Origin of the sequence: Variovorax sp. JS1663, assembly GCF_002157355.1 — a bacterium.
GTDB lineage: Bacteria > Pseudomonadota > Gammaproteobacteria > Burkholderiales > Burkholderiaceae_C > Variovorax.
On the sequence record NZ_LYMK01000011.1, the window covers coordinates 65,721 to 80,265 of the forward strand.

General features: G+C 69.3%; 12 protein-coding genes. 11 read left to right on the forward strand and 1 reads right to left on the reverse strand.

Annotated elements, in window-relative coordinates:
• Positions 1-9: 9 nt before the first annotated feature.
• From A8M77_RS11690 to mdoH, 6 genes are all read left to right on the forward strand, one after another.
• Positions 10-420: a hypothetical protein gene (locus tag A8M77_RS11690; RefSeq protein WP_238136785.1), complete on the forward strand. Its 411-nt coding sequence runs from the start codon at positions 10-12 to the stop codon at positions 418-420.
• Positions 421-550: 130 nt separating this feature from the next.
• On the forward strand, positions 551-1,924 hold the full coding sequence (gene miaB / locus A8M77_RS11695) for a tRNA (N6-isopentenyl adenosine(37)-C2)-methylthiotransferase MiaB (RefSeq protein WP_086921665.1): 1,374 nt from the start codon (positions 551-553) through the stop codon (positions 1,922-1,924).
• Complete coding sequence (locus A8M77_RS11700) at positions 1,924-3,351, forward strand: sensor histidine kinase (RefSeq protein ID WP_086921666.1); 1,428 nt, start codon at positions 1,924-1,926, stop codon at positions 3,349-3,351. Before miaB ends, A8M77_RS11700 begins: the two co-directional genes overlap by 1 nt.
• 68 nt (positions 3,352-3,419) lie before the next feature.
• Positions 3,420-4,037, forward strand: a complete 618-nt coding sequence (locus A8M77_RS11705) for a hypothetical protein (protein WP_238136786.1) — start codon at positions 3,420-3,422, stop codon at positions 4,035-4,037.
• Positions 4,034-5,455 carry a sigma 54-interacting transcriptional regulator gene (locus A8M77_RS11710; RefSeq protein WP_086921668.1) on the forward strand — a complete coding sequence of 474 codons (1,422 nt, stop codon included), beginning with the start codon at positions 4,034-4,036 and terminating at the stop codon, positions 5,453-5,455. Before A8M77_RS11705 ends, A8M77_RS11710 begins: the two co-directional genes overlap by 4 nt.
• Before the next feature lie 389 nt (positions 5,456-5,844).
• Positions 5,845-7,836 (forward strand): glucans biosynthesis glucosyltransferase MdoH, encoded by a 1,992-nt coding sequence (gene mdoH, locus A8M77_RS11720; protein ID WP_086921670.1) that lies wholly within the window; start codon positions 5,845-5,847, stop codon positions 7,834-7,836.
• 65 nt (positions 7,837-7,901) lie between these two features.
• Here mdoH and ffh read toward each other — a convergent pair whose 3' ends face one another.
• A complete protein-coding gene (gene ffh / locus A8M77_RS11725) occupies positions 7,902-9,290 on the reverse strand; it encodes a signal recognition particle protein (protein WP_086921671.1) in 1,389 nt (462 codons plus the stop codon).
• Between the two features lie 88 nt (positions 9,291-9,378).
• Between ffh and A8M77_RS11730 the strand changes: the two genes are divergently transcribed.
• From A8M77_RS11730 to ampD, 5 genes are all read left to right on the forward strand, one after another.
• Complete coding sequence (locus A8M77_RS11730) at positions 9,379-10,188, forward strand: cytochrome C assembly family protein (RefSeq protein WP_086921672.1); 810 nt, start codon at positions 9,379-9,381, stop codon at positions 10,186-10,188.
• Complete coding sequence (locus tag A8M77_RS11735; protein WP_036241513.1) at positions 10,185-10,424, forward strand: PP0621 family protein; 240 nt, start codon at positions 10,185-10,187, stop codon at positions 10,422-10,424. The genes A8M77_RS11730 and A8M77_RS11735 overlap by 4 nt, the downstream gene beginning before the upstream one ends.
• A gap of 81 nt (positions 10,425-10,505) precedes the next feature.
• Positions 10,506-12,200 (forward strand): sensor histidine kinase, encoded by a 1,695-nt coding sequence (locus A8M77_RS11740; protein ID WP_086921673.1) that lies wholly within the window; start codon positions 10,506-10,508, stop codon positions 12,198-12,200.
• Between the two features lie 4 nt (positions 12,201-12,204).
• Positions 12,205-13,734 (forward strand): sigma-54-dependent transcriptional regulator, encoded by a 1,530-nt coding sequence (locus A8M77_RS11745; protein WP_086921674.1) that lies wholly within the window; start codon positions 12,205-12,207, stop codon positions 13,732-13,734.
• Positions 13,712-14,314 (forward strand): 1,6-anhydro-N-acetylmuramyl-L-alanine amidase AmpD, encoded by a 603-nt coding sequence (gene ampD / locus A8M77_RS11750; RefSeq protein WP_238136787.1) that lies wholly within the window; start codon positions 13,712-13,714, stop codon positions 14,312-14,314. Before A8M77_RS11745 ends, ampD begins: the two co-directional genes overlap by 23 nt.
• Positions 14,315-14,545: the final 231 nt, after the last annotated feature.

The following is a 14,545-nucleotide window of genomic DNA, read 5'->3' on the forward strand; positions in this document are numbered from 1 at the left end:
ATGTGCGCAATGCTGGCACCCGCTGCAGCGCAAGAGCCGATCCAGACCCAGAACGAGGCCGCGCTCGGCGGCCGCAACTTTCCCCAAGGCACGCTGCGCGGCCGCTTCCTGGTCGTGAATTCGCCCGAAATCCAGCTCGACGGCACACCCGAACGGCTGGCGCCGGGCGTTCGCATCCGCAGCGCCCAGAACATGCTGGTGATGCCGGCCAACCTCACAGGTCAGAACCTGCTGGTCAACTATCGGCGCGATGCCGCCGGGCAGGTGAATGAGGTCTGGATCCTCACGCCGGACGAAGCCCAGGCCAAGCGTGCCTCAGCCGACAAGCCGCTCCTGAACTTCTGGCCCTTCGTGGCCGACACCGGCCCGCGCGACGACGGCAAGACGCCGTTCGACCAGTTGCCGCGCTACGGGCAGTGAACTGGCTCACCCCCAGGCTCGCTCACTTCGTGTAGCCGCCAACCCCCTCTCCGGGGGCGACACCGGCGGCCTGGCAAAGCCAGTTCCGCGGTGCCCCGCGAACGAGCAGCGCTATCTCCGGGAGAACCCCATGACCACCCCCAAAGTTTTCATCAAGACCTTCGGCTGCCAGATGAACGAGTACGACTCGGACAAGATGGCCGACGTGCTGCGCGCCGCCGACGGCTACGAGCCCACCACGAACGTGGAGGAAGCCGACCTGATCCTCTTCAACACCTGCTCGGTGCGCGAGAAGGCGCAGGAGAAAGTGTTCTCCGACCTCGGCCGCGTCAAGCACCTGAAGGCGCGCGGCGTGAAGATCGGTGTCGGCGGGTGCGTGGCCAGCCAGGAGGGCGAGGCCATCATCGCGCGGGCGCCCTACGTCGACGTGGTGTTCGGCCCGCAGACCCTGCACCGCCTGCCCGAGATGCTGCATGCGCGCGAGCGCGGGGGCCAACCCCAGGTGGACATCAGCTTCCCGGAGATCGAGAAGTTCGATCACCTGCCACCGGCGCGGGTCGAGGGCGCGACCGCCTTCGTCTCGATCATGGAAGGCTGCTCCAAGTACTGCAGCTACTGCGTGGTGCCCTACACCCGCGGCGAGGAGGTCAACCGACCGCTGGACGACGTGCTGGTCGAGGTGGCCGGCCTGGCCGACCAGGGCGTGCGCGAGGTCACGCTGCTGGGCCAGAACGTGAATGCCTACCGCGGCCGCATGGGCGACACCGCCGAGATCGCCGACTTCGCGCTTCTGATCGAATACATCGCCGAGATCCCCGGCATCGAGCGCATCCGCTACACCACCAGCCATCCCAACGAGTTCACGCCGCGGCTGATCGAGGCCTACGCCCGCGTGCCGCAACTGGTGAGCCACCTGCACCTGCCGGTGCAGCACGGCAGCGACCGCATCCTGATGGCGATGAAGCGCGGCTACACCGCCATGGAATACAAGAGCACGGTGCGCAAGCTGCGCGCCATCCGGCCCGGGCTCTCGCTCAGCAGCGACTTCATCGTCGGCTTCCCGGGCGAAACCGAGGCCGACTTCGAGAAGATGATGAAGTTGATCGACGAGCTCGAGTTCGACAACAGCTTCAGCTTCATCTTCAGCCCGCGTCCCGGCACACCGGCGGCCCAGCTGCACGACGACACGCCGCACGAGGTCAAGCTGGCGCGCCTGCAGCGGCTGCAGGCGGCGATCGACGCCAACGTCAAGCGCTTCGGCCAGAGCCGCGTCGGCACCCTGCAGCGGGTGCTGGTGGAGGGCCGCTCGCGCAAGGACGCGGCTGAGCTGATGGGCCGCACCGAGTGCAACCGGGTGGTCAACTTCGAGGGCGATCCGCGGCTGGTCGGGCAGATGATCGACGTGCGCATCACGCGCTCGCTGGCCTACACCCTGCGCGGCGAGGTGCCGACCGCCGAGTCGGCCCGCTTGCCCCTGGCGCAGGCCGCGGGGGCCGCCGCCTGATGGCGGGGCTGAAGTCGGCGCGCGGCTCCTTTCAGCAACTGCTGCTGTTCGCGTTCCTCCTGATCACGGCGCTGCTGGTGGGCGTGGCGCTGCGCTCGGTGTTCCAGTACGACACGCTGATGGCCCAGAGCCGCAACGCCGCCGGGCGCGCGCTCACCCTGTCCGGCGCGGCGCAGTCGCTGGCGGAGCGCAGCGCGGCGATGGAGCGCGCCGGCCGCCAGTCGCTGGTGCTCAACGACGCCGTGCTGCGGCGCCGCTTCGAGGACGCGGCGCGCGACGCCCGCCAGGTGCTGGACCGGCTGGGCGCCAACGGGCTGCCGTCCACCGGCCTGGACCAGTGGCGCGCCCAGATGGCGGTGATCGAGGGCCTGATGAGCGGCGCGCCCGAGACCGCGCTGGCACGCGAGAGCTCGATGGCCATCCAGTTCCGTGACCTGGATGGGCTGAACACCAACATCGCGCAGCAGGCCCAGTTCCTGATCGAGACGCAGAACGACGCGCTTTCCCAGCGCCTGGAGAGCGCGCGCCGGCGGCTGATGCGCGAGGTGCTGGCGGCCAGCGTGCTGGCGGTGGTGCTGGCGCTGGCCTTCGGCATCTGGCTGGCGCGGCCCTTCCAGCGGCTGCAGCGGGCCATCGTCGGGCTGGGCGAGAACCGGCTGGACGAGCCAATCGACATCCACGGCCCGGCCGACGTGCGCCGCGTGTCGCAGCAGCTGGAATGGTTGCGGCTGCGGCTGACCGAGCTGGACGCCGACAAGGCGCGCTTCCTGCGGCACGTCTCGCACGAACTCAAGACACCGCTGGCCGCCCTGCGCGAAGGCGTCTCCCTGCTGGAAGACGGCGTGACGGGCGCACTGAACCCGGCACAGCGCGAGGTGGCGCAGATCCTGCAGCAGAACACCGTGGCGCTACAGGGCCAGATCGAGGCGCTGCTGCGCTTCAACGCCGCCGCCTTCGAGGCACGCGAGCTGCGCCGCCAGCGCACGCCGCTGCTGCCGCTGATCGAGGAGCAGATCGAGGCCCAGCGCCTGCAATGGCAGGCCAACGGCCTGACGGTGCGGGCCGAGGGCGAGCCCCTTGCCCTGGTGGTGGACCCGGTGAAGCTGGGTACCGCGCTGGCCAATCTGCTGTCCAACGCGATCCGTTTCTCGGCCCGCGGCGGCACCATCACCCTCACCGTGTCGAGCACGCCCTACGCCGCCTGCATCGAGATCCAGGATGCCGGCCCCGGCATCGCCGAAGGCGATCGCGACCGCATCTTCGAGCCCTTCTACCGGGGCGAGCGCCAGCCCGAGCATGCAGTCAAAGGCACCGGCATCGGCCTGTCGATCGTGCAGGAGTACATTGCAGCTCATGGCGGCCGCATCACGCTGCTGCCGGATGGACCCGGTGCGCGCTTTCGCATCGAGCTGCCGCGCTCCACCTGAACCGCCCTCCTCGCGCATTCATCCGACCCATGTTCCTGTTTCCGATCGTCCGCAGATCCGCCTTGGCCATGACCCTCATCGTCATGCCCCTGGTGCTGGCTGCCTGCGCTTCGCCGCCGCCACCGCCGGCAGAGTCCGTGGCCGTACAGCCCGCACCACCGCCGCCACCGCCTCCACCCTCAGTGCAGCCGGTGGAGGCCGAGCCGATGGCGCCGGCCACGCAGCCGGCCTGGGTGCTCACGCAGCACTCCCAGGGGCCGGTGGCGGCGCTACTCGTCTACGCCGACAAAGTGCGTCCACTCGGCGGCAACGAGCTGGCCGCCGAGATCGCTCGCCTGGGCGAGCCCGGCGAGGTCCCGATCGCCCAGATGCAGCTGGCACTGGTGCTGGCCCAGACCCGTTCTCCGGCGGACCTCGCGCGCGGACTGGCGCTGCTGCAACGCGTGCTCGCCAATCCGTCCAATGACGCGCAGATCCTGCATCCACTGGCCCGCCTGCTCACCGCGCGCTACCAGGAGCAGCGCCGCGTGGAGGACGACCGCGATCGCCAGGCGCAGCAGCTGCGCGACAGCCAGCGCCGCATCGACCAGTTGAGCGACCGCATCGAGGCGCTGCGGGCCATCGAGCGCAGCTTCTCGCGGCCCAACAGCCCGCCGCCGGCCGTCGCGCCGAAGCCTGCCCAATGAGCCCCGCGAACAAGCCCGCCGAGACGATCGGTCCCCGCCTGCTGGTGGTGGACGACGACGCCGACATGCTGCGCCTGCTGTCGATGCGGCTCACCGCCGCCGGCTACCAGGTCACGGCCGTGACCTCGGCCGAGTCGGCGCTCACGCAGCTCGAGATCGAGCATCCCCAGCTGGTGCTCAGCGACGTGCGCCTGCCGGGCCGTGACGGCCTCCAGCTCTTCGACGAGATCCGCAAGCGCCATCCGACGCTGCCGGTGATCCTGCTGACCGCGCATGGCACCATCCCCGACGCGGTCGAGGCCACGGCGCGCGGCGTCTTCACCTACCTGACCAAGCCCTACGACGCGCGCGAGCTGCTCGACAAGATCGCGCAGGCGCTCGCCCTCGGCGCACCCGCGCCCTCGACCGGCAAGGGCGTCGACGAGAGCTGGCGCTCGGAGATCGTCAGCCGCAGCAACCGCATGGCCGAGCTGCTGGCCGAGGCGCGCATGGTGGCCAAGTCGGACGCCAGCGTGCTGCTGCGCGGCGACAGCGGCGCCGGCAAGGAATTGCTGGCCCGCGCCATCCACCGCGCCAGCGTGCGTGCCGACAAGCCCTTCGTGGCGGTCAACTGCGGAGCCATTCCGGAGGCGTTGCTGGAATCGGAGCTGTTCGGCCATGTGAAGGGCGCCTTCACCGACGCGGTCGCCAACCACAAGGGCCTGTTCCAGCAGGCCGACGGCGGCACCCTGCTGCTCGACGAGATCGGGGACATGCCGCCGGCGCTGCAGGTCAAGCTGCTGCGGGTGCTGCAGGAGCACGCGGTGCGGCCGGTAGGCTCGACCCAGTCGATCGCGGTGGACGTGCGCATCATCTCCGCCACCCACCGCGACCTCGACGCGGCGATGGAGGCCGGGCAGTTCCGGGAGGACCTCTACTACCGTCTCAATGTCGTGACACTCAGCCTGCCACCCCTGTCGGCACGGCGCGAGGACATTCCGCTCCTGGCCAACCACTTCCTGAACCGGCTCTCGAGCAAGTACGGCAAGCGCCTGTCCGGCTTCGCGCCGGAGGCGCTGAAGGCGCTGACGACGGCGCCCTGGCCCGGCAATGTGCGACAGCTGTTCAACGTGGTCGAGCAGGTCTGCGCGTTGTCCAGCTCACCGCTGATCCCCCTGGCCCTGGTGCAGCGGGCGCTGCGCTCGCCCAGCGTCGAAGTCCAGACCTATGCCGAGGCCAAGCAGCGCTTCGAGCGGGAATACCTGGTTGGTTTGCTCAAATTGACAGACGGCAACGTGGCCGACGCGGCGCGGCTGGCGGACCGCAATCGCACGGAGTTTTATCGGCTTCTGCAGAAGCACGGGCTCACACCGGGGCACTTCAAGGCGGATGCGCCGTCGGGGGGCGGCGATTCTGTCGCTGACGAGCGACGGGGCTAAGTTATTGATTTTAATGGGGATTTACATCCCCTTCACCGGGCTTGTCGGGATTCGGCGACAAATTCGGGGGTTTTGGAGGCCTTTGGACCTCAAAACCCGCGCCGAACGCTTCCGGATCGCTGCAAGTACTTGATTTGACAGCGTTTTTCCGAGCTGGCACAGGGTTTGCCCTTGTAGTTGCATGACAGCAATCACCAGCCCATCTTTCGCACTGCGTCCGCAGCGCGACGGCCTGCGTCAAAAGCAGTTTTCCCTCTCGCGGCCCCGTGCCGCGGGTCATTCGCCGGCGGCCCTGGCCCATGCTGGCGGCGCGGCACCGGACTGCGTCTTCAAGCGCTTTCCGGCAATCGGCGACACCGCCTCCGACAAGCAGCGGGGGTAAGTCGTCCATGAAGCCCAACGATTTCTCCCAGCTCAACGTCCTGACCGACGCGCATTTCTCGCGCCGCAGCCTGCTGCGCGAGGAACGCCATCCGAACTCGGTCACGGCGCCCCCGGTCAACCGCGGCTCGATGACGCCCCGCCCCTGGCGCGGCTTCTGGAACAGCATCGGCACCGCCCTGCTGGTCAAGCTCGGTGCCGGCAAGCCGGCCGCCGGCACGTCCCGCGCGCCGCAGCCCGCCCAGGCCTGGCAGCGCGCAGCCCACCAGCGCCGTCTGGCCTTCATGGCGCTGACCGTGTTCAGCACGATCATCGCCTCCACGCTGTTCGCCGGGGTTCAGCCCGACTACAACAACCTGTGGCTCGAGTACGGCCAGATCGGCCTCTACGGCCTGCTCTCGGGCTGGGTGGTGACCGGCTTCGTGACCGCGCTGATGGGTTTCTACGTCTCGGTCCGCGGTGACAAGCACGCGCTGTCGGCCAAGCAAGTGGCGCACCACCCGATGAACCCGGAGGCGCGCACGGCGATCATCATGCCGATCTGCAACGAGGACGTGGCGACCGTGTTCGCCGGCCTGCGCGCCACCTGCGAATCGGTGGCCGCGACCGGCCATGCGAAGCAGTTCGACGTGTTCGTGCTGTCGGACAGCTACAACCCCGAAGTGGCCGCCGCCGAGCGCAAGGCCTGGGAAGATCTGCGCGCGGCCCTGGCCGACAGCCCGAACCAGCCGCAGGTCGAGGTCTACTATCGCCTGCGCACGCGCCGCACACATCGCAAGGCCGGCAACGTGGCCGACTTCTGCCGCCGCTGGGGCAAGGATTACCGCTACATGGTGGTGCTGGACGCCGACAGCGTGATGAGCGGCGACTGCCTGACCTCGATGGTCAAGCTGATGGAAGCCAACCCGACCGCCGGCATCATCCAGACCGCCACCCAGGCCATCGGCCATGTGACGCTGCACGCCCGCGCCCAGCAGTTCGCCTCGCGCGTGACGGGCCGCCTGTTCACCCTGGGCATGCAGTTCTGGCAGCTCGGCGAATCGCACTACTGGGGCCACAACGCGATCATCCGCATCGAGCCCTTCATGCAGCATTGCGCGCTGGCGCCGATCCGCGGCAAGGGCGGCTTCGCCGGCGGCATCATGTCGCACGACTTCGTCGAGGCTGCGCTGATGCGCCGCGCCGGCTACCACGTGTGGCTGGTGGCCGACCTGGTCGGCAGCTACGAGCAGCAGCCGCCGGACCTCCTGGCCGAACTGCAGCGCGACCGCCGCTGGTGCCAGGGCAACCTGCAGAACGCCCGCCTGATGGCCGAGCCCGGCCTGCACCCGGTGCATCGCGCGATGTTCGTGACCGGCACCATGGCCTACGCCTCGGCGCCCCTGTGGCTGGCCTTCCTGACGCTGGGCACCGCCTTGTGGCTGACCGGCTCGAGCGTGATCGCGCACTGGATGGTGATGCCGATGGAGCTGGCCGGCCTGTGGCTGTGGACCCTGTGCTTGCTGTTCCTGCCGCGCATCCTGGGCCTGGTGGCCGTGGTCATGCGCGGCGAGCAGCGCCAGTACGGCGGCGTGGGCGGGCTGCTCAAGAGCGCCGCGCTGGAAAGCGCGCTGGCCATCGTGCAGGCACCCGTGCGCATGCTGGCCCATTCGCTGTTCGTGGTGGTGGCGCTGACCGGCATCAAGCTGGAGTGGAAGTCGCCCCCGCGGGAAGCGGCTGCCGTGCCATGGCGCATCGCCTTCACCCAGCTGGCGCCGATGACGCTGGTGATCGCCGCGCTGGCGGTGGGCATCGCGCTGATCGATGCCAGCGCCCTGGCCTGGCTGATGCCGGTGGGCCTGCCCCTGCTGCTGGCGATCCCGCTGACGGTGCTGACCAGCCAGATCGCGCTGGGCAACACGATGCGTGACCGCGGCTTCCTGGTGATTCCCGAGGAGTCGCGTTCGCCGGCGGTGCTGCGCCGGGCCTGGATGCACGCGGTACGCCTGGCGAGGGCTTGAAGCTTCGAGCACCCATGAAAAAGCCCGCTCGCAGCGGGCTTTTTTCTTGGCTGACCGGAAACGATTCAGAACCGTGGCATTCCGCCGCCACCCCCGCCCATCCCCGGCAGGCCCTTCATGCCGCCCATGCGCTTCATCATCTTCATGAGGCCGCCGCCCTTCATCTTCTTCATCATCTGCTGCATCTGCTCAAACTCGTTGAGCAGGCGGTTCACTTCCTGAACCTGTACGCCCGCGCCGGCCGCGATGCGGCGCTTGCGCGTGGCCTTGAGCAGCTCGGGCTTGCGCCGCTCCAGCGGCGTCATGCTGTTGATGATGCCTTCCTTGCGGCGGATGTCGCGCTCGGCGCGGCTCATGTCGGCCTCGGTGGCCTTGGCCGCCATCTGGGCCGGCAACTTGTCCATGATGCTGGAGAGGCCGCCCATCTGCTTCATCTGCTGCAGCTGGCCGAGGAAGTCGTTGAGGTCGAAGCCGGCGCCGCTCTTGACCTTGGCGGCCAGCTTCTGCGCGGCCGCCACGTCGACGCCGGCCGTGACCTGCTCGACCAGCGCCACGATGTCGCCCATGCCGAGGATGCGGCCGGCATGACGCTCGGCGTCGAACACCTCCAGGCCATCGATCTTCTCGCTGACCCCAGCGAACTTGATCGGCACGCCGGTGACCTGGCGCACCGACAGCGCCGCGCCGCCGCGCGAATCGCCGTCGGTCTTGGTGAGGATGATGCCGGTGAGCGGCAGCGCGTCCTTGAAGGCCTTCGCGGTGTTGATCGCGTCCTGCCCTTGCATCGCGTCGACCACGAAGAGGGTCTCGACCGGATTCAGCGCGGCATGCAGCTGCTGGATCTCGGCCATCAGCACTTCGTCGATCGCGAGACGGCCGGCCGTATCGACCAGCAGCACGTCGAAGAAATGGCGCTTGGCGTGATCGAGCGCCGCGCGGGCGATGTCCAGCGGCTTCTGGTCCGGCGTGCTCGGAAACCACTCTGCGCCTGCCTGCTTCGTCACGGTCTTGAGCTGCTCGATGGCGGCGGGCCGGTAGACGTCGCCCGAGACCGTCAGCACCTTCTTCCTGCGCTTCTCGATCAGGTGCTTGGCCAGCTTGGCGGTGGTGGTGGTCTTGCCGGCGCCCTGCAGGCCGGCCATCAGGATCACGGCCGGCGGCTGCGCCACCAGGTTGATGTCGGCCACGCCCTCGCCCATGGTGGCGGCGAGCTCGCGGTTGACGATGCCCACCAGCGCCTGGCCGGGCTTGAGGGAGCCCAGCACCTCCTGGCCGAGCGCCTTGTCCTTCACGCGGGCGACGAAGTCGCGCACCACGGGCAACGCGACGTCGGCCTCCAGCAGGGCCATGCGCACTTCGCGCAGCATGTCCTGGACATTGCTTTCGGTGATGCGGGCCTGCCCGCTGACCTGCTTGACGAGGCGAGAAAATTTTTCGGTGAGGGCGCTGGCCATGGTGCTTCCCGCGGCGGGGATCGGTGGGTGGGGAGCAGGCGCGCCTCGGCGAAGGATTGCGCAAAGGCGAGAGGCTAAACTCCGACCGATGATTTTAGCGATCCCCTCTCCACTCGGCGTGGCGCTGGGCATCGCCGCCGCCGCGGCCTACGGCGCGGCCGCCGCCGCCTCTTCCTGGCTCGGACGACCTTCCACGCAGTCGATGCTGGGCCTGGCCTGGCTGCTGCATGCCGGCGTGCTGGCCTGGTCGCTCGCCGGTGTCGACCCGCGCTTCGGCTTTGCGCCGGCGCTGTCCGTCACGGCCTGGCTGGTGACGACCGTCTACGCAATCGAGAGCAGGCTCTATCCACAGTTGCAGGTGCGGCGCGTGCTCGCGGTACTGGGCGCGGCGGCGGTGCTGCTGGCACTGGTCTTTCCGGGCACGCCGCTGCATGTCTCCGCCTCGCCCTGGCTGCCGCTGCACCTGGCGCTCGGCATCGCCTCCTACGGCCTGTTCGGCGCGGCGGTGATCCATGCCTGGATCATGACCCGCGCCGAAAAGCAGATCCGCCTCGCGACCGAGCCGCAGGCTGGCGTGCCGCTGCTGACCATGGAGCGCCTGACCTTCCGCTTCGTGACTGCCGGCTTCGTGCTGCTTTCGGCCACCCTGCTGGCCGGTCTGCTGTTCAGCGAGCAGCTTTATGGCGCCAATGCGCGCGGCTGGAAATGGGACCACAAGACGGTGTTCTCGGTGCTGGCCTGGGTCAGCTTCGCGGTGCTGCTGATCGGGCGCGCGCGCTTCGGCTGGCGCGGCCGCACTGCGCGGCGCGTGCTCTATGCCGGAGCGGCGCTGCTCCTTTTGGCCTACGTGGGCTCACGCTTCGTGCTCGAGGTGGTGCTGGGACGCGGGGCGGCATGAAGTACCTGCTCGTCCTCATCGTGGTCCTGGTGGCGGTCTGGCTCTGGCGCAAGGGCCGGCGCGAGGAACTGCAGTCGCGCAAGGCGCCGCCGCGTGCGCCACGGGAGATCGCGCCACCGCAGGCCATGCTGCGCTGCGCCCATTGCGGGCTGCACCTGCCGGCCGCGGAGGCCGTGCGCGCCGCGGACGGCACCGCGTACTGCAGCGGGGCGCACCGCCAGGCTGCCACGCACTGAAAAAGGAGTGAACGAACCCGCCATGCCCGCTCATCCTGCCCAGGCACGCCGGACTCATTCACACCTTTTGAGGCCCGGCCGATGACGCCTTTCCTGTGGTCGCGCGCCGAGTCGGCGACCGACTGGGCGCCGCTGGACGAGGACCGCCGCGACAGCTCGGCCCTGCTGCGTCTCTGGCGCGGATTCATGACCGCGCGCAGTTTCATCGCCCTTGTGCTGCTGCTGCTGCAGGCCCTCATCTACGCACTTGGACAGGCGCCGCGGCCGGCTGTGCTGGTGCTGACCGGGGGCTATCTGATAGTCACGCTGCTGGCGGCGCGCTACGCAATGTTCCAGCCGCCGATACGGCGCTTCGGCTCGGCCTGGATGTCCACCATCGGCATCGACCTGCTGGTCTTCAGCGCGCTGCAGCTGCTGCAAGTGGGCAGCATCAACTACACGCCGTTGTTCGCCCTGCCGGTGCTGATGGGTGCGGTGCTCGGCACCGGCACGGTGGGCCTGGGCACCACGGCGATGGTCGCGCTGCTGCTGCTCGGGCATGCGGGCTGGTACTGGCTGCAGGATCAGACGGACGCCTCGGCGCGCTTCGTCCAGGCGGCGTTGACCGGCACCGGCCTGTTCGTGGTGTCGCTGCTGGCCAACGAGTTGGCGCGACGGCTGATGCGCGAGGAGGCGCTCGCCCAGAGCAACCGCAGCGCCGCGCAGATGCACGCGCTGGTGAACGACCTGGTGATCGAGACGCTCAGCGAAGGCGTGCTGGTGATCGATGCCAAGGGCCAGGTGCACGCATCCAACCCTGCGGCCGACGCGATCCTCGGGCAGGGCCTGGCCCAGCTGGCGCTGCCTTTCGCGCTCAACGCGCATCCGGCCTGGGCGCCGCTGGCGGCGATTGCGCGCAACACCTTCACGCGGCGCACCTCGCAAGCGCGCGAGATCCCGATCGCGCAGGCCCAGGGCGCGCCGCGCGAGGTCCGGGTGCGCACGCGGCTCACGCGTGCCGCCGAGCACGGCATCGAGAGCCTGTGCGTCATGTTCCTGCAAGACCTGCGCGAGCTGGAAGCCCGCATCCGCACCGAGAAGCTGGCGGCCATGGGCCGCATGTCGGCCGCGGTGGCGCACGAGATCCGCAATCCGCTGGCCGCGATCACCCAGGCCAGCGCGCTGCTGGGCGAGGACTTGGTCGACCCCGCCCATCGCCAGCTGACGAGCATGGTGCAGCAGAACGCGCAGCGCCTATCGCGCATCGTCGACGACGTGCTCGACGTGGCACGCGCCCGCCAGCAACGCATGCTCCCGCTGGGTGAGCAGTTGGTGCTCGATCCCACCGTGCGCACGCTGGCGGAGGAATGGGTGCGGCAGACGCAGCGGCAGGGCGTGCTGCTGGTGCTGGAGGCAAGCAGCTGCGTGGTGCGCTTCGACATCGAGCACCTGCGACGCATTCTGGTGAACCTGCTGGACAACGCCGCGCGCTACGCCGGCGCACGCGAGGGCTCGATCCAGGTGACGACGACGCGGCGGAATGCAGCCGGGCGCACCAGCCTGCACGTGTGGAGCGATGGCGCACCGCTGGAACCCGCGGTGCAGCGCCACCTGTTCGAGCCCTTCTTTTCTTCCGAAAGCCGCTCCAGCGGCCTGGGCCTCTATCTGTGCCGCGAGCTGTGCGAGCGGCACGGCGCCACCATCGGCTACGAGCGCCGGGCGCTCGCAGCAGGCGGGCCGGAGGGCAACGAATTCGCCATCGCCTTCCTGCCGGGCGAAGGCGGGCTGACACAATAGCGCCGTGAGCAGCTCCCATCCGTCCGCGCCACGCCCTGCCCAGATCCTGGTCGTCGATGACGAGCCCGATCTGCGCACGCTCTACGAACTCACGCTGCTGCGCGAAGGCTATCGCGTCGAGGCGGCGGGCAGCGTCTCGGAGGCGCGCGAACACCTGGACGCGGGTCGCTTCGACGCCGTGATCACGGACATGCGCCTGCCCGACGGGCTGGGCCTGGAGATCCTGCAGCGCATCCAGCAGGACCAGCGCAGCGAGCGCTGCGTGGTGATGACCGCCTACGGCTCCGCCGAGAACGCGGTGGAGGCGCTGAAGGCAGGCGCCTTCGACTACCTGACCAAGCCGGTGGACCTGAAGCAATTCCGCAGCGTGGTGGCGTCGGCGGTCCAGGCCCAGGCGGCCGCACCAACGCGCGCTGCGCGTCCCATCGAAGACAACGGAGGCAAGGCCGCGACGGCTACGCCGAGCAACGCCGGCCAGGCCGCGCTGGAACGCCTGGTCGGCAATTCGGAGCCGATGCGCCTGGTCAAGGCCCGCATCGCCAAGGTGGCGCGCGGCATGGCGCCGGTGCTGGTGCGTGGCGAGTCCGGCACCGGCAAGGAGCTGGTGGCGCGCGCGGTGCATGCCTGCAGCCAGCGCAGCGAGGGCCCCTTTGTCGCCGTCAACTGCGGCGCGATCCCGGAGAACCTGCTGGAAGCCGAGTTCTTCGGCGCGAGAAAGGGCTCCTACACCGGTTCCGCGCAGGACCGGGACGGCTATTTCCAGGCTGCGCGCGACGGCACGCTCTTCCTCGACGAGATCGGCGACCTGCCGCTGGCGATGCAATCCAAGCTGCTGCGCGCGATCCAGGAGCGCAGCGTGCGACCGATCGGTTCGACCCAGGAAGATGCGGTCGACGTGCGCATCGTGAGCGCCACCCACAAGGACCTGCAGGCGGAGGTCCAGGCCGGGCGTTTCCGCCAGGACCTGTTCTACCGCCTGAACGTGATCGAGATTGCGGTGCCGGCGCTGCGCGAGCGCCGCGAGGACCTGCCGGCGTTGTGCGAGGCGCTGCTGGCCCGGATCGCGCGCGACGCCGCCATGCCCGCGCCGGCGCTGTCGGCCGAGGTGCTGCAGCGGCTGTCGCGGCATCCCCTCCACGGCAATGTCCGCGAACTCGAGAACCTGCTGCATCGCGCGGTCGCGCTGAGCGACGGCGATGTGCTGCACCTCGACATCGCGAGCCCCTCGGCGACGCTGGAGCCTGCCGCGACCGAGGCCGTGCCCGTGCCTGCGGCCGCGCAGATGCCGCCCGAAATGCCGGCTCCGCCGGTACTGGTCAATCCCACGTCCCAGGTGCCCAGCGACCTGCAGAGCTACCTTGACCAGCAGGAACGCGAGATCCTGGTGCGCGCGCTGCGCGAAAGCGGCTTCAACCGGACGGCGGCCGCGGCCCGCCTGGGCCTGAGCCTGCGGCAGATCCGCTATCGCATCGCGCGCCTGGGCATTGCCACGCCCGGTGTGGATGACAACCATGGCAACGCCGCCGACGAGTGAGGGCAGCGATGGCCTCTGGCCGGCCGGCTGGTACCGCTTCGCGCGCGCGCTGCCCTCGCCGAACTTCGGGCCGCGACCGCAGGGCGCACAGATCGACCTGATCGTGCTGCACTCGATCAGCCTGCCGCCCGGCCGCTACGGCGGCGACGAAGTGCAGCAGCTCTTCACGAACCGACTGGACTGGGATGCGCACCCGTACTTCGAAAGCATCCGTGGCCTGGAGGTCTCGACCCATTTCTACGTGAGGCGCAACGGCGAGCTCTGGCAGTTCGTGAGCTGCGACGATCGAGCCTGGCACGCAGGCGCCTCCGCCTGGCGCGGCCGCGCCAACTGCAACGACGATTCGATCGGCATCGAGCTCGAAGGGCTGGAGGGCGAGCGTTTCGAACATGCGCAGTACGAGACCCTGGCAAGCCTCTGCCCCGCCATCGCCCAGCGCTACCCCATCGACTTCATCGCGGGCCACGAGCACATCGCGCCAGGCCGCAAGCGGGATCCGGGCAGCGGTTTCGACTGGCCTGCACTGCAAGCGCAGCTGGGCTGGGACCCCACAATGTTTCCCGATGCGGTGATCCGGTGATGCGGCGCTGAATTTTTTCAATCGCCGCGCGGCCCGCGATGCGACGGCGCCACAGCCATGACAACGCCGGCCTTGCCGACGGCTCGTCCAGCAACCATGCGGCTTTCGGGCCCAAAAGCGCCCGCAGGGCGCATGAACAGCGGCAGGCGCTAAGGTCGTTGAGCAACGATGCGGCATCGGCCGCGCCCCGACGGGGCCAACCCGGGATGTAGACGCATTGAACTACAAGGA

Coding starts and splice junctions, on each gene's coding strand:
- A8M77_RS11690 (WP_238136785.1), top strand. CDS start 10: ATGCTGGCACCCGCTGCAGCGCAAGAGCCGATCCAGACCCAGAACGAG.
- miaB (WP_086921665.1), top strand. CDS start 551: ATGACCACCCCCAAAGTTTTCATCAAGACCTTCGGCTGCCAGATGAAC.
- A8M77_RS11700 (WP_086921666.1), top strand. CDS start 1,924: ATGGCGGGGCTGAAGTCGGCGCGCGGCTCCTTTCAGCAACTGCTGCTG.
- A8M77_RS11705 (WP_238136786.1), top strand. CDS start 3,420: ATGACCCTCATCGTCATGCCCCTGGTGCTGGCTGCCTGCGCTTCGCCG.
- A8M77_RS11710 (WP_086921668.1), top strand. CDS start 4,034: ATGAGCCCCGCGAACAAGCCCGCCGAGACGATCGGTCCCCGCCTGCTG.
- mdoH (WP_086921670.1), top strand. CDS start 5,845: ATGAAGCCCAACGATTTCTCCCAGCTCAACGTCCTGACCGACGCGCAT.
- ffh (WP_086921671.1), bottom strand. CDS start 9,290: ATGGCCAGCGCCCTCACCGAAAAATTTTCTCGCCTCGTCAAGCAGGTC.
- A8M77_RS11730 (WP_086921672.1), top strand. CDS start 9,379: ATGATTTTAGCGATCCCCTCTCCACTCGGCGTGGCGCTGGGCATCGCC.
- A8M77_RS11735 (WP_036241513.1), top strand. CDS start 10,185: ATGAAGTACCTGCTCGTCCTCATCGTGGTCCTGGTGGCGGTCTGGCTC.
- A8M77_RS11740 (WP_086921673.1), top strand. CDS start 10,506: ATGACGCCTTTCCTGTGGTCGCGCGCCGAGTCGGCGACCGACTGGGCG.
- ampD (WP_238136787.1), top strand. CDS start 13,712: ATGGCAACGCCGCCGACGAGTGAGGGCAGCGATGGCCTCTGGCCGGCC.